At 73.7% G+C, this 12,923-nt stretch carries 18 protein-coding genes; 8 read left to right on the top strand and 10 right to left on the bottom strand.

The features are described from left to right. The 3 genes from AQJ66_RS36105 to AQJ66_RS36095 form a co-directional block, all read right to left on the bottom strand. Positions 1-529, bottom strand: a 529-nt coding sequence (locus AQJ66_RS36105) for a flavoprotein (RefSeq protein WP_061931011.1), incomplete at its 3' end; no start/stop codon positions are given. A gap of 43 nt (positions 530-572) precedes the next feature. After that, positions 573-767 carry a ferredoxin gene (locus AQJ66_RS36100; RefSeq protein WP_061931008.1) on the bottom strand — a complete coding sequence of 65 codons (195 nt, stop codon included), beginning with the start codon at positions 765-767 and terminating at the stop codon, positions 573-575. 12 nt (positions 768-779) lie between these two features. Continuing rightward, positions 780-2,009: a cytochrome P450 gene (locus AQJ66_RS36095; protein ID WP_061931005.1), complete on the bottom strand. Its 1,230-nt coding sequence runs from the start codon at positions 2,007-2,009 to the stop codon at positions 780-782. A gap of 296 nt (positions 2,010-2,305) precedes the next feature. Here AQJ66_RS36095 and AQJ66_RS36090 point away from each other — a divergent pair, with 296 nt between their 5' ends. Both AQJ66_RS36090 and AQJ66_RS36085 read left to right on the top strand, forming a co-directional pair. Next, entirely contained in the window at positions 2,306-2,938 is a 633-nt protein-coding gene (locus AQJ66_RS36090; protein WP_061931002.1) for a LysE family transporter, read from the top strand. A gap of 115 nt (positions 2,939-3,053) precedes the next feature. Further along, the gene (locus AQJ66_RS36085; RefSeq protein ID WP_061930999.1) at positions 3,054-3,503 is read left to right on the top strand and encodes a nitroreductase family deazaflavin-dependent oxidoreductase; all 450 of its coding nucleotides are present in this window, start codon (positions 3,054-3,056) and stop codon (positions 3,501-3,503) included. Between the two features lie 78 nt (positions 3,504-3,581). Here the strand turns inward: AQJ66_RS36085 and AQJ66_RS36080 are convergent, their stop codons facing one another. After that, on the bottom strand, positions 3,582-4,508 hold the full coding sequence (locus AQJ66_RS36080; protein WP_244163038.1) for a cation diffusion facilitator family transporter: 927 nt from the start codon (positions 4,506-4,508) through the stop codon (positions 3,582-3,584). Between the two features lie 254 nt (positions 4,509-4,762). Here AQJ66_RS36080 and AQJ66_RS36075 point away from each other — a divergent pair, with 254 nt between their 5' ends. Both AQJ66_RS36075 and AQJ66_RS36070 read left to right on the top strand, forming a co-directional pair. Continuing rightward, positions 4,763-5,779: a glutathione S-transferase family protein gene (locus AQJ66_RS36075; RefSeq protein WP_061930996.1), complete on the top strand. Its 1,017-nt coding sequence runs from the start codon at positions 4,763-4,765 to the stop codon at positions 5,777-5,779. A 28-nt stretch (positions 5,780-5,807) separates the two neighbouring features. Then, entirely contained in the window at positions 5,808-6,113 is a 306-nt protein-coding gene (locus AQJ66_RS36070) for a DUF4235 domain-containing protein (protein ID WP_061930992.1), read from the top strand. A gap of 9 nt (positions 6,114-6,122) precedes the next feature. On the opposite strand, the gene AQJ66_RS36065 is transcribed toward AQJ66_RS36070, so the two are convergent. Together AQJ66_RS36065 and AQJ66_RS36060 are read right to left on the bottom strand one after the other, a co-directional pair. Beyond that, positions 6,123-6,515, bottom strand: coding sequence for a VOC family protein (locus tag AQJ66_RS36065; RefSeq protein ID WP_061930989.1), 393 nt, complete (start codon positions 6,513-6,515; stop codon positions 6,123-6,125). Positions 6,516-6,567: 52 nt separating this feature from the next. Further along, positions 6,568-7,020 carry a pyridoxamine 5'-phosphate oxidase family protein gene (locus tag AQJ66_RS36060; RefSeq protein WP_061930986.1) on the bottom strand — a complete coding sequence of 151 codons (453 nt, stop codon included), beginning with the start codon at positions 7,018-7,020 and terminating at the stop codon, positions 6,568-6,570. Positions 7,021-7,200: 180 nt separating this feature from the next. Here AQJ66_RS36060 and AQJ66_RS36055 point away from each other — a divergent pair, with 180 nt between their 5' ends. Both AQJ66_RS36055 and AQJ66_RS36050 read left to right on the top strand, forming a co-directional pair. Further along, complete coding sequence (locus AQJ66_RS36055) at positions 7,201-7,563, top strand: DUF1304 domain-containing protein (protein WP_061930982.1); 363 nt, start codon at positions 7,201-7,203, stop codon at positions 7,561-7,563. Beyond that, positions 7,560-8,123: a TetR/AcrR family transcriptional regulator gene (locus AQJ66_RS36050; RefSeq protein WP_061930979.1), complete on the top strand. Its 564-nt coding sequence runs from the start codon at positions 7,560-7,562 to the stop codon at positions 8,121-8,123. Before AQJ66_RS36055 ends, AQJ66_RS36050 begins: the two co-directional genes overlap by 4 nt. Positions 8,124-8,259: 136 nt before the next feature. On the opposite strand, the gene AQJ66_RS36045 is transcribed toward AQJ66_RS36050, so the two are convergent. The 3 genes from AQJ66_RS36045 to AQJ66_RS36035 form a co-directional block, all read right to left on the bottom strand. After that, positions 8,260-8,469 carry a hypothetical protein gene (locus tag AQJ66_RS36045; protein WP_061930976.1) on the bottom strand — a complete coding sequence of 70 codons (210 nt, stop codon included), beginning with the start codon at positions 8,467-8,469 and terminating at the stop codon, positions 8,260-8,262. A 21-nt stretch (positions 8,470-8,490) separates the two neighbouring features. Then, the gene (locus AQJ66_RS36040) at positions 8,491-9,336 is read right to left on the bottom strand and encodes a hypothetical protein (protein WP_061930973.1); all 846 of its coding nucleotides are present in this window, start codon (positions 9,334-9,336) and stop codon (positions 8,491-8,493) included. Positions 9,337-9,400: 64 nt separating this feature from the next. Continuing rightward, positions 9,401-10,357, bottom strand: coding sequence for a GlxA family transcriptional regulator (locus AQJ66_RS36035; RefSeq protein WP_061930970.1), 957 nt, complete (start codon positions 10,355-10,357; stop codon positions 9,401-9,403). Positions 10,358-10,428: 71 nt separating this feature from the next. Between AQJ66_RS36035 and AQJ66_RS36030 the strand changes: the two genes are divergently transcribed. Then, the gene (locus tag AQJ66_RS36030) at positions 10,429-11,379 is read left to right on the top strand and encodes an NADP-dependent oxidoreductase (protein WP_208611542.1); all 951 of its coding nucleotides are present in this window, start codon (positions 10,429-10,431) and stop codon (positions 11,377-11,379) included. 166 nt (positions 11,380-11,545) lie between these two features. After that, positions 11,546-11,926: an anti-sigma factor antagonist gene (locus AQJ66_RS36025; RefSeq protein ID WP_079060620.1), complete on the top strand. Its 381-nt coding sequence runs from the start codon at positions 11,546-11,548 to the stop codon at positions 11,924-11,926. 31 nt (positions 11,927-11,957) lie between these two features. On the opposite strand, the gene AQJ66_RS36020 is transcribed toward AQJ66_RS36025, so the two are convergent. Next, complete coding sequence (locus AQJ66_RS36020; protein ID WP_061930964.1) at positions 11,958-12,911, bottom strand: ribose-phosphate diphosphokinase; 954 nt, start codon at positions 12,909-12,911, stop codon at positions 11,958-11,960. Between the last annotated feature and the right edge of the window lie 12 nt (positions 12,912-12,923).

Below are 12,923 nucleotides of genomic sequence, written 5' to 3'. Positions count from 1 at the left end.
CCCGCTCCACCAGGTCGAGCGCGCTCTCCCACGGGAACTCGGGCCGTGTGCCGTCCGCCAGGGGCGTGCCGGAGTACGGGGCGCCGATCCGGACGCCCATACCGCGCAGCCGGGTCAGGCTGTCCTGGTAGGCGGGGTGGGCGGCGAGCGCGTCGGCCACGCAGGGCAGCACGGCGACGGGGACGCCCAGCCCGGCGGCCTCGCACAGGGTGCCGAGGGCGAGGGTGTCGGCGATGCCGGCCGCCCACTTGTTGACGGTGTTGAAGGTCGCGGGCGCGACGACGACGGCGTCCGGCGGCGGGAACGGGCGGGGGTCGGCCGGGGACCGCCAGGCGGACCGGGTCCGGCGGCCGGTCTGCGCCTCGACGGCGGCGACGTCGAAGAAGCCGTTCATGGCGACCGGCGTGGCGATCACCCCCACCTCCCAGTCCCGCTCCTGGGCGGCGGTGATCAGCTTGCTGACTCCGGCGGCGATCCCGGCCGCGCAGACGACGACGTAGAGGAAGGGTTTCCCGGCGTGTTCGGTCATCCGGGCACCCTACTGACGCCGCCGCGGCGGCCGGGCGCCGGTCTCAGCCCTCCGTCACCGTGATCGCGCCCACCGGGCAGGCGCGGGCCGCCTCCCGGACCATCGGGTCCCCCGCGCCGTCCTCGCGGCCGGGGAGCAGCGTGCTGTAGCCGTCGTCGTCCTGGGTGAACACGCCGGGCGCGGCCAGCGCGCACTGGCCCGCGCCGATGCAGACGTCCTTGTCGATGTCGATGTGCATGGCCAGAGCCTCTTACCAGGTCACGGGGAGTTCCAGCATCCCCTGGATCGTGTCGCCGGGTTTGAACGGGATCTCCTGCGCGGGCGCGGCCAGCCGCAGGCCGGGCAGCCGGCGCAGGAGGGTGCCGAGGGCGATCTCCAGTTCGGCGCGTGCCAGGTTCTGCCCCAGGCACTGGTGGATGCCGAAGCCGAAGGCGATGTGGTGGCGGGACGGGCGGTGCAGGTCCAGGGTGTCGGGGTCGTCGTACCGGGCGGCGTCCCGGTTGATGACCGAGGTCGCGAAGACGACGCCCTCGCCGGCCCGGATGGTGACGCCGTCGATCTCGATGTCCTCCAGGGCGAGCCGCAGCAGCCCGTCCGCGATCGACAGCATCCGCATGAGCTCCTCGACGGCGGCCGGCAACAGCGCCGGGTCGGCGCGCAGCTCGGCCAGCCGGTCGGGGTACTGCAGCAGCGTGTAGGTGCCGAGGGAGATCATGTTGGCGGTCGTCTCGTGGCCGGCGACGAGCAGGATGACGGCCAGGGAGACCAGTTCGGCGCGGTCCAGCGCGCCCTCGCGCAGCTGCTGGTGGACCAGGTCGTCCAGGACGCCGTCGCCCGGCTCCGCCTGCCGTGCCTTGTCGTCGATCAGCCCGCCGAGGTACTCCTCCAGCCGCTCGCGCGCCTGCTGGGTGTCGGCGGCCGTGGGGCCGCGCAGCAGCCGGCGGGACTGCTCCTCGAAGAACTCGTGGTCGGCGTACGGCACGCCGAGCAGACCGCAGATCACCATGGACGGCACGGGCAGCGCGAAGGCGGAGACCAGCTCGGCGGGCGGGCCCTTCTCGATCATCGCGTCCAGCAGGCCGTCGACGATCCGCTGGATGGTGGGCCGCAGCCGGGCGGCGCGCTGCAGCGTGAACGACGGGATCATCATCCGGCGCTGGGTGCGGTGCTCGGGGTCGTCGACGCCGAGCAGCGCCACCCGGCGGTCGCGGACGTTCGCGAAGCGGGCCGTGGGCGTCGGGAAGCCGGGGCGGCGGCGATCGGTCGACAGGCGGGGGTCGGACAGCAGCGCGCGGGCGGTGGCGTAGCCGGTGACCGCCCACACCTCGCGGCCGTCGTAGAGCGAGACGCGGGACAGCGCCGGTGCGTGGCGCAGCGGGTCGTATCCGGTGGGCGGGTGGAAGGGGCAGGTGCGGTCCTGGGGGAAGGCGACGGCTTCGGCCGCAGTCACCGGGCCGTGGGGGTCCGTCAGTTCCGTCATGGAAAGACCTCGCAGACGAAGGGGGGTACGTCGTGCCGATCTTCATTAGATGCCCGAGGCACCTATGCCCTGACCTCCAGTATCGGCCAGATCGGCGCCCGGCGCGATCTGGCCGAAGGGCGGGGGTGCCGGGGGCGGGATCACGCCGAAATCCGGTTGCCCCGGCCGGGGCCGCGGCCCCAGGATCGGCCCATGTCGCTCACCGATGCCCTGCTGCCGCCGACCACCGCCGCCGTCCGTCCGGTGCGGGGTCAGCAGCAGCCCGGCCGTCCCCGGAGGCCCGGCTCCCCGCGCCCGTGACGGCCGCGCTCGTCGCGGGCCTGCTGGCCGGCTACGGCATCGCCGTGCCGGTCGGCGCGGTCGGGACCTACCTGGTCTCCCTCACCGCCCGCACCTCGCTGCGCACCGGCTCCTGTGCCGCGCTCGGCGTCGCCACCGCCGACGGGCTCTACGCGCTGCTCGCCACCGCGGGCGGCTCCGCCCTGGCGGCGGCGCTGCGCCCGGTGCTGACCCCGCTGCGCTGGGCCTCGGCCCTGGTCCTCGTCGCGCTCGCGGTGCGGGGGGCCTTCCTCGCCCTGCGCCAGTACCGCGCCCACGGGCTCACCACCCGCCCCGAGCGGCCGGTTCCCGGCGCCGGACGCGCCTATCTCGGCCTTCTCGGGATCACGCTGCTCAACCCGGTCACGGTGATCTACTTCGCCGCCCTGGTGCTCGGCTCCAGCACCGCCGGGGCCGCGTCGGCGGCGGCGCAGGCGGCGTTCGTCGCGGCGGCCTTCGCGGCCTCCGCGAGCTGGCAGTTGCTGCTCGCGGGCGGCGGCGCGCTGCTCGGCCGGGCCCTCACCGGGGAGCGGGGCCGCCTGCTGACGGCACTGCTGTCCAGCGGCGTGATCCTGGCGCTGGCCGTGCGGATGACGCTGTCACCCGGGTGAGGCGGCGCGCCGCCCGTCGGGGGGACGCGGCGCGCGGTACGGATGATCCGGGCGGCCACCGGTGTTGTACCGGCCGCGACATCAGCCGTTGGACCGACGAAGGAGACGACAGGCCATGCCACTTGAGGGCGAGTACGAGCCCAGCCCGGAGCAGTGGGTGCGCGAGCAGGTCGAGCTGTACGAGAGTTCCGGCGGGACGCGGGGCACCACGCTGCGCGACACCGGGCTGCCGGTCATCGTCCTGACCACCCTGGGCGCCAAGAGCGGGAAGATCCGCAAGACGCCGCTGATGCGGGTGGAGCACGCGGGACGGTACGCCCTGGTCGCCTCGCAGGGCGGTGCGCCGAAGCATCCCGTCTGGTACTTCAACGTCAAGGCCCATCCGCAGGTGGAGCTGCAGGACGGGGCCGAGAAGCGGGACATGAAGGCCCGTGAGGTCACCGGCCGGGAGAAGGCCGAGTGGTGGGAGCGGGCCGTGGCGGCCTTCCCGCCCTACGCGGAGTACCAGAAGAAGACCTCCCGGGAGATCCCGGTGTTCGTCCTGGAGCCCCTGCAGGAGGGGTGATCCGGACGGGCCGGGATCCCTTTCCGGAAAAATCCGCGCCGTGACGCATGAACCCGCCGGCCGGCGGGCACTGGTGCGTCAGGCCCCGCCGCGCTCCCCCGTCGCGGCGGGGCTTTCGCGTGCCTCGCCCGCGGGCCGGTCGGTCACGTCGAGGAAGATCTGGTCGGTCTCGGGGAACATGCGCGCGATGGACCGCTTGATGCGGACGGCGACCTCCTCGACCTGCTCGCTGTCGAGGCCCGGCACCAGGTCGATGCGGGCGGCCACCATCGTGGAGTGCAGGCCCATCTTCATCGTGAACAGCGCCACCACGCAGTCGATCTCGGGCTGCGCGTGCAGCAGTTCCTGGATCCGGGCGCTCACCTCGGGGTCGGCGGCCTCGCCGATGAGCTGGTCGCGGGCGTCGCGGCCGAGCCGGTAGGCGACGTAGACCAGCAGCACGCCGATCGCGAGCGAGGCCGACGCCTCCCAGACGACCTGTCCGGTCACCATGTGCAGGGCCATGCCGATCAGGGCGAGGGTCACGCCGAGCACCGCGGTGCCGTCCTCGGCGACCACCGTGCGCAGCGCCGGGTCCTTCAGCGCGCCCAGACCGCCGCCCTGCCGGCGCACCTGGTGCAGCGCCCGCAGCAGCGAGGCGCCCTCGGCGAGCAGGGACACGCCCAGCACGATCAGGCCCGCGACATAGCCGCTGAACTTCTCCTCGGTGCCGCTGCGCAGGGCCTCCACGCCCTGGTAGAAGGAGAAGCAGCCGCCCATCACGAAGATGCCGACGGCCGCGAGGAGGGACCAGAAGAACCGTTCCTTGCCGTAGCCGAAGGGGTGCTGCCGGTCGGCGGGGCGGCTGCTGCGGCGCAGCGCGGCCAGCAGGAAGACCTCGTTGAGGCTGTCGGCGACCGAGTGGGCGGCCTCCGACAGCAGCGCGGGCGAGCCCGCGAGCACCCCGCCGACGGCCTTCGCGACGGCGATCACCAGGTTCGCGGCCAGTGCCACGAGCACGGTGATCTTCGTGTGCCGGTCGTTGCCCTTCTCTGCCTGCTTCCCCTCGTTCGGGGCGGACCCCGGTGCCGGTTCGGTGGACCGTCCCTCCGCCGGCGTCGGGGCGGGCGCGTCGGCCCTGGTGGTCGTGTCCTCGGCTGTCTGTCGCTGTGTCCCGCTCACTCCGTGCCGACTGCCCCCGGCCGGGCGGATCACACGGTGCCGGCGGCGCAAAAAGGGGAACGCGTCCGTCCGGAGCACCCGGTGGGACAGGAGAAGACATGAGCGGCGAAGACAACCGCGCGTACGGCCACAAGACGTTCAGCCGGTCCCGGAGCCACTTCCGGGACCGGATCACCGCGGACGGGCGGGACGGCTGGCCGGTGGAGGCGGGACGCTACCGGCTGGTGGTCTCCCGGGCCTGTCCGTGGGCGAGCCGGGCGGTGATCTCCCGGCGGCTGCTGGGCCTGGAGGAGGCGCTGCCGATGGCGGTCGCCGATCCGATCCAGGACGACCGCAGCTGGCGGTTCACGCTGGATCCCGGCGGCCGGGATCCGGTGCTCGGCATCCGGTACCTCGCCGAGGCCTACGAGCGGCGGGAGACGGACCACCCCGGCGGGGTGAGCGTGCCCGCGGTCGTGGACGTGCCGAGCGGACGTCTCGTCACCAACGACTACCAGCAGCTCACCCTGGACCTGGCCACCCAGTGGACGGCCCTGCACCGCGAGGGGGCGCCGGACCTGTACCCGGACGGGCGGCGCGACGAGATCGACGAGGTGATGGCGGAGGTCTACGAGGACCTGAACAACGGCGTGTACCGGGCCGGCTTCGCCACCCACCAGGCGGAGTACGAGAAGGCCTGCACGGCGGTCTTCCGGCGGCTGGAACTGCTGGCCGAGCGGCTCGCCGGGCAGCGCTACCTGGTCGGCGACACCCTCACCGAGGCGGACATCCGGCTGTTCACCACGCTGGTCCGGTTCGACGCGGTCTATCACGGCCACTTCAAGTGCAACCGGTGGAAGCTGGCGGAGGACCCGGTGCTGTGGGCGTACGCCCGGGACCTGTTCCAGACGCCCGGGTTCGGCGACACGGTCGACTTCGACCACATCAAGCGGCACTACTACCGGGTCCACACCGGCATCAACCCCACGGGCATCGTGCCCCTCGGCCCCGATCCGGGCGGCTGGCTCGCGCCGCACCACCGCGAGGAGCTCGGCGGCCACCCGTTCGGGGACGGCACCGCGCCCGGTCCGGTGCCCCCGGGCGAACGGGTGGCACCCGAAGGACGCCCCGCATGAGGGCCGCCTGACGAGGAACAAGTCACCCATGGCGAAGAACAAGTCGAAGAAGAAGCTCCCGCTCGTCTACCAGCCGGTCGGTTTCGTGCTCAGCTGGGCGGGCGGCGCACTGGCGGGGATGGCCTTCCGCCAGGCGTGGAAGGCCATCCGGCACGAGGACGACGCTCCCGACGCGCTGGACCCGGACCGCGGCTGGGGCGAGATCCTGCTCGCGGCGGCGGTCCAGGGTGCCATCTTCGCGGTGGTGCGCAGCGCCGTGGACCGTACGGGCGCGAAGGCCATCGCACGGTCCACGGGCCAGTGGCCGGCCACCGACAAGGGCGGCCGGGACTGAGCCCGTCGCTCAGCCCTGCTTCGGTGCCGTCGGAGGGACGAGGCGCAGGGTGAAGGAATGACCGGCGGGGTCGGAGTAGCCGCGCTCCTCGTACGGCCCCGCCGCGTCCCTCGTCTCGATCGGCCGGCCGCCGAGGCCGACGACGCGGCGCTCGGCGTCGTCCAGGTCCTCGACCAGGAACTCCAGATGGGCCTGGAGCGAGTTCTCGGGGCGGGGCCAGCTGGGCGGCGTGGCGTTGACGTCACGCCGGAAGCCGAGCCGCAGCCCGTCGGCGGCGCGTATCTCCACCAGGTTGGCGGAGGCGTCCGTCTGCTCTCCCTCCAGCAACTCCACGTAGAACGCGGCGAGTTTCTCGGGCTCCGCGCAGTCGAGCACCACGACGCCCGTTGTGACCAGTGGCATGTTTCCTCCCGGGGGATGTCCTCTCCTTGGCGGATATCCCCGTCCGCCGGATTCAGTCGGCGACCAGCCACGCACCGTCGCGCATCAACTCCCGTCCGTCCAGCTCGTCTTCCTCGCGCCAGGCCTGGACGCGGAGCGGGACGACGGTGAAGTAGAGGTAACGGGTGGCCAGTTGCCGCGGGTCGAAGCCGGTCTTGCCGGCGAAGACCTCGGCGTCCTCCTCGGGGAGGTCCTCGGGCGTCACGGCGCGGACGGCGCCCTCGATCATGACGACGTCCCGGGTCGGCCCGATGCCCAGCCGTGCGGTGCCGGTGGCCCGCAGGTTGCGGCCGGTGCGGCTCGCGGCGGGGGTGGCGATCAGCAGGGCCGATCCGTCCCAGACGAAGGAGAGCGGGACGAGGTGGGGGGTGCCGTCCTCGCCCGCGGTGGCGACCCAGGCGTCCACGTCGTGCTCCAGCCGGTGGAGGGTGTCCTTCTTGCGCTGCTCGGCGGTGCGGGCGGTCATGTCGTACGGCCTCCTCGGGATCGGCTCCACGGGTCTGACCCGCGAACGGCGTCCAGTGTGACCGGCGGGCTCCCGTCCGCGCACGGAGGTGATCGAGGTGTGTCCGCCGGTTCGACTTCTGGACAGGTGTCTGACTATTCTGAACACCTGTCCAAGAATGACGAGGGGGGTCCACTGATCATGGAACTCGTGGCGGAGGTGCTGGTCGGCCTGGTGGCCGCGCTGCACGCGTACATCCTGGTGCTGGAGATGTTCCTGTGGCAGAAGAAGCCGGGGCGGGGGCTGCACGGGTTCGGTCCGGAGCTGGCCCGGCAGACCGCGCCGATGGCCGCCAACCAGGGCCTCTACAACGGCTTTCTGGCGGCGGGCCTGGTGTGGGGGCTCGTCGCGGCTGACCCGACCGGGTTCGCGGCGCGGGTCTTCTTCCTGTGCTGCGTGGTGGTGGCGGGCGTGTTCGGCGCGGTCACGGCCAACCGGCGCATCCTGTTCGCCCAGGCGCTGCCGGGGGCGCTGGCCCTGGCGGCCGTCCTCGCCGCGCGATGAGCCGGGCGCCGCAGGCGGACCCGAGGGCCGCGCGCACCCGCGCCCGGTTGCGCGCGGCCCTGCTCGCGGAGTGCGCCGAACGCCCCCTGGAGGAGGTGGGCGTGGCCGCGCTGGTGCGCCGGGCGGGGGTCGCCCGCGCCACGTTCTACGGGCACTACGACGGCCTGGAGGCGCTGGCGGTCGACGCCTGCGCCGATGTCGTACGGCAGGCGGTGGACGCGCTGCACGCCTGGCGGGGCCGGCCCGACCCGGTGCACGCCCCGCCCGCGCTGCACGCGTTCTTCGCGGGCCTCGCCCCGCACTCGGCCCTGTACCGGTCGCTGCTGGCGCCGGGGGGCGGTGGTCCGCTCGGCCGGGTGCTGCACCGGGACCTGCGCGCCCGCAGCCTGGCCGAGCGGGAGCTGGCGGGCGCGGCGGACGCCCCGCTGGTCGCCTCGGCGGTGGCGGCGACCTTCGCGGGCGTCCTCGCCGACTGGCTGCACGGCTTGCTGGCGGCCTCCCCCGCCGAAGTGGCCGACCAGGTCTGGCAGTTGCTGGTCGCCCTGCACCGCAGCCGCTGAACGGCCGGTCGCAGCCGCCGTCGCGCTTCGCGGCGGCGGCAGCCGGTGTCGCGGGCACCGGCGGGTACGGCGCCCAGAACAGCCCGTCGCCCGTCCGGATCGCGGACCCCCTCACGACCCGCCGTCGACGCAGCGGTCAGTCGCAGCCCACCTCACGCCTCACCCCCGGCCACGCCTCCACCCCGCGGGCGGTGCGGACGTACGCCACCTCCCGGTCCGCGGTCAGCCACAGGTGACGGCCACGGCGGTGATAGCCGGTGTCCCGGGCATCAGCGGGCATGCGGACGTCACCGCCGTACGGCGCCCAGAACAGCCCGTCGCCCGCCCGGATCGCGGACCCCCTCACGACCCGCCGTCGACGCAGCGGTCAGTCGCAGCCCACCTCACGCCTCACCCCCGGCCACGCCTCCACCCCGCGGGCGGTGCGGACGTACGCCACCTCCCGGTCCGCGGTCAGCCACAGGTGACGGCCACGGCGGTGATAGCCGGTGTCCCGGGCATCAGCGGGCATGCGGACGTCACCGCGGTAGGGGGCCCGCAGGAGGCCGTCGCGTGCGAGTACGGCGTCGGGGTCGCGGACGTACTCGCGGCCGTCCAGGGTGAGGAAGTGGGCCGACTGCCAGCCGCAGTGCTCGGGGCCGGGCGAGCTGCTGAGCCTGCGGACCGGGACCCGGCCGCCGTCGGCGTCCTGCCAGACCTCCCAGCCCAGGGAGTCGGTGACGCGGGCGGGGAGTTCGGCCGGGTCGCACGCGGCGCTCGTCTCCGGGCCCCAGCCCGGCCGGTCCCTCTGGTCCCTGGCGACCACGACCGCCACCTTCGTCCGGCCGCCCACGTCGAAGGAGTACAGCACCCGGTCCGCCTCCTCGCGCTCGGCGCGGTAGCCGTGGTCGGGCTCCTCCGGCTCGAACATGTCGAAGTAGAGGTCCAGTCCCTCCTCCGGCGTGTCACCGCCGTCGGCCTCGCTCCAGCCGTCGGGTCCGGAGCCGTCGAAGATCTCCCCGTCGCACTCCAGGGCCCGGCCGGCGGCCCCGGAGGCCAGGCGCAGGGCGCGGGGACCGTCCTCGTCGAGGAACTTCACGGGCACGTGCAGCGGGCCGCCGTACGGGGAGGCCGGAGGCGTGCCCCGGACCACGAGGCCCGGTCTGACGCCGTCGTCGCACCCCGCCACCGCCACGGCCGCCACCGCGGTCACCGCCACGAGTCCCCTGCGCATGCCCCACCCCTGTCTCCCGGCCGTCGCCCTTGCGCTCCTGCGACGCCGCACCCGGGCGGAACGTTCAGCCGGACTTCTGGAACGTGCGCCGGTACGTCTGCGGGGAGACCCCGATCGACGCGTGCAGGTGCTGCCGCAGCGAGGCGCCGGTCGCGAAGCCGACCTCCGCGGCGATCCGGTCCACCGGCAGGTCGCTCGACTCCAGCAGGTGCCGGGCGCGGGCGACGCGCTGCTGGATCAGCCAGCGGCCGGGACTCAGGCCGACCTCGTCGTTGAACCGGCGGGCGAAGGTGCGCAGGCTCATGCGGGCGTGCTCGGCGAGGTCGGTGAGGGTGAGCGGGTCGGCGAGGTGCTCCAGGACCCACGCGCGGGTGGCGGCCGTACTCGCGGCGCCGCTCTCGGGGACCGGCTGCTCGATGTACTGCGCCTGCCCGCCCTCCCGGAACGGCGGGACGACGCAGCAGCGGGCGACGAAGTTGGCGAGGTCGCTGCCGTGGTCGCTGCGCACGATGTGCAGGCAGACGTCGACGCCGGCGGCGGCCCCGGCGGAGGTGAGGATCCGGCCGTCCTCGACGAACAGCACGTCGGGATCGAGCTCCACCTGCGGGAACCGGCGGCGGAACAGGTCGGCGACGTGCCAGTGCGTGGTCGCCCGGCGGCCGTCGAGGAGACCGGCCTCGGCCAGCACGAAGGCGGCGGTGCAGATGGAGACGATCCGCGCGTCCGGGCGGATCCGGTCGAGGGCGGCGGCGACCTCGTCGGGCAGGACGGTGGGGATGCGGTCGGACGGCACCGAGGCGACGATCACGGTGTCGGCGGTCTCCAGGATCTCGGGCCCGTAGTCCACGGTGACGCCGAAGTCCGCGTTGGTGCGCACCGGCCGGCCGTCGACGGTGCAGGTCAGCACCTCGTAGCGGCCACCGGCCGCGCCGAGGATCCGGCTGGGGATGCCCAGTTCGAAGGGGTAGACGCCGTCGAGCGCCAGAACGGCCACGCGCTCCGGGGTCACTGTGCCACGCATGGCACGATCCTATCGGAGGATGACCTTCATGCCATTTCCCGGACGAGCGGACCCCGGCAGGCTGGGTGACCATGAACGATGTGAACACGATGCGCGCCATCAGCCAGGACGTCCTCGGCGGACCCGAGGTCCTGAAGGAAGTGACGGTGGAGCGGCCCACGCCGCGCCCCAACGAGGTACTGGTCCGGGTGCGGGCCGCCGGGGTCAACCCGACCGACTGGAAGCACCGGGCGACCGGCGGATTCCTCGGCGAACCCCCGTTCGTGCTCGGCTGGGACGTCTCCGGCGAGGTCGCCGCGACCGGCATCGGCGTGGCCGCGTTCCGGCCCGGCGACGAGGTCTTCGGCATGCTCCCCTACCCCTTCGGCCACGGCTCGCACGCCGAGTACGTCATCGCCCCGGTCCGCGCCCTGACGCACAAGCCGGCCGCGATCGACCACGTCCAGGCGGGCGCCCTGCCCCTGGTGTCGCTGACGGCGTGGCAGGCGCTGACCGAGCACGCCGGTCTGCGGTCCGGGCAGCGCGTGCTGATCCACGCGGCGGCCGGCGGCGTGGGGCACGTGGCGGTGCAGATCGCCAAGGCGCTCGACGCCTACGTGATCGGTACGGCGAGCGCGGGCAAGCACGACTTCCTGCGGGAGATCGGCGTGGACGAGGCGGTCGACTACCGGTCCACGGACTTCACGCAGGCGGTGCGGGACGTCGACGTCGTCCTCGACACCCTGGGCGGCGAGACGTCCGTGCGGTCGCTGGAGGTGCTGCGCCCGGGCGGGATCGTGGTGTCGATCCTGCCGGTCGGCGGCCAGGACTTCCTCGACGAGGCCGAGCGGCTCGGGGTGCGGGCGGTGCGGATGCTGGTGGACGCCGACCGGGCCGGGATGCGGGAGGTCGCCCGGATGGCGGAGGCGGGGCAGCTGAAGGCGACGATCGCGGGGACCTTCCCGCTGGCCGAGGCCGCCAAGGCGCACGAGCTGGGCGACACCGGCCGGACGACGGGGAAGCTGGTGCTGCTGGCGGACTAGCGCGTCACACGGCACCGCCCTGACACCGCACGCGCGCGTACCCGGGGAGCGACACGCGCGAAACTCGAAGACATATGTCAATCGAACATGCTCAAATTCCTTCTGTCGAGGGTAACTTGACGGTCAGGAAACGGTTTCCAGGGTGCGGGTGGGAGGTGGTGCCGTCGTGCGACCGGAGCCCCCGCCGCCCACCCGGCATCTGCGCGTGCGCGAGGAGCGCGGGCACGTCGTGCTGGAGTTCCGCGGGGAGATCGACATCGCGGCGGCGGCGGAGATCGCTCCCGCCCTGGACCGGGTCACCGGCCGGTCCGGCGTCCGGGTGGTCATCGACCTGCGGCCCGTCGAGTTCTTCGACTGCTCGGGGCTGCGCCTGCTGTACCGGGCCCGCAGCCGGGTGCTGGAGCGCGGCGGGCGGCTGCACCTGGTGTGCACCCACCCGCTGACCCTGCGCGTCTTCCGGGTCACCGGCCTGTCCCGGCTGCTGCCTCCCCACTCGACGCCGGCCGAGGCCCTGGAGCAGTCCGAGGCGGCCTCCGGCTCGCTGTGAGAGCGCTTGCGGGCCGCGTCCTCCCGGGCACCTAGCTGCCGCGGGGCTCCGCGAACAGGGCGCTGACCGATTCGCCGTTGTGGATGCGGCGCACGGCCTCGGCGAGAGCCGGGGCGATGGACAGCACGCGCAGCTTGTCGGTGCGCTCGCCGGCCGGGACCGGCACCGTGTTGGTGCAGACGATCTCCAGCACGTCGGGCTGTTCGCTCAGCCGGGTGAGCGCCCCGGCCGCGAACAGCCCGTGGGTGCAGGCCACCCGGACCGAGCGCGCCCCGCGCTCCCGCAGCCGGTCCAGGAGCTCCAGCACGGTGCTGCCCTTGGCGATCTCGTCGTCCAGGACGATCACGTCCCGGCCGCCGACGTCGCCGATGACGGCGTTGATCCGCACCCGGTCGTCCGGGAACCGCTGTTTGGCGCCGGCCGCCACCTCGGCGCCGATCAGCCGGGCGAAGGCGGCGGCCTCCTTGGCGTTGCCGAGGTCCGGGGAGACGACCGTGGTGCGCGTCAGGTCGTACTGCCGGAAGTGCGCGGCCAGTTCGCGCTGCGCGTGCAGGTGGTCGACCGGCACCGAGAAGAAGCCGTGCACCTGCGGCGCGTGCAGGGTCATGGCGAGGACCCGGCCGGCGCCGGCGGCGACCAGCAGGTCGGCGACCAGCCGCCCGCCGAGCGAGATGCGGGGCGCGTCCTTCTTGTCGGAGCGGGCGTAGGAGTAGTGCGGCATGACCACGGTGATCCGGGCGGCGGAGGCGCCGCGCGCCGCGTCGCACATCATCAGCAGCTCCACCAGGTGCTCCTGCACCGGCCGCACCAGCGGCTGGACGAGGAAGACGTCCCGTTCCCGGCAGTTGTCCCTGAGCTGCACCTCCAGACAGTCGTTGGCGAACCGGCTGACCCGGAGCGGGCTGAGCGGCACGCCGAGGTGGGCGCAGACCTCCCGGGCCAGTTCCGGGTGGGCGCTGCCGCTGAAGACGGCGATCTCTCGCACGATCCGCTCCTC

It is taken from the genome of Streptomyces bungoensis (assembly GCF_001514215.1).
Classification (GTDB): Bacteria; Actinomycetota; Actinomycetes; order Streptomycetales; family Streptomycetaceae; genus Streptomyces; species Streptomyces bungoensis.
The sequence above is the reverse complement of the archived record's forward strand: the minus strand, read 5'-3'. Positions and strand labels throughout refer to the sequence as shown.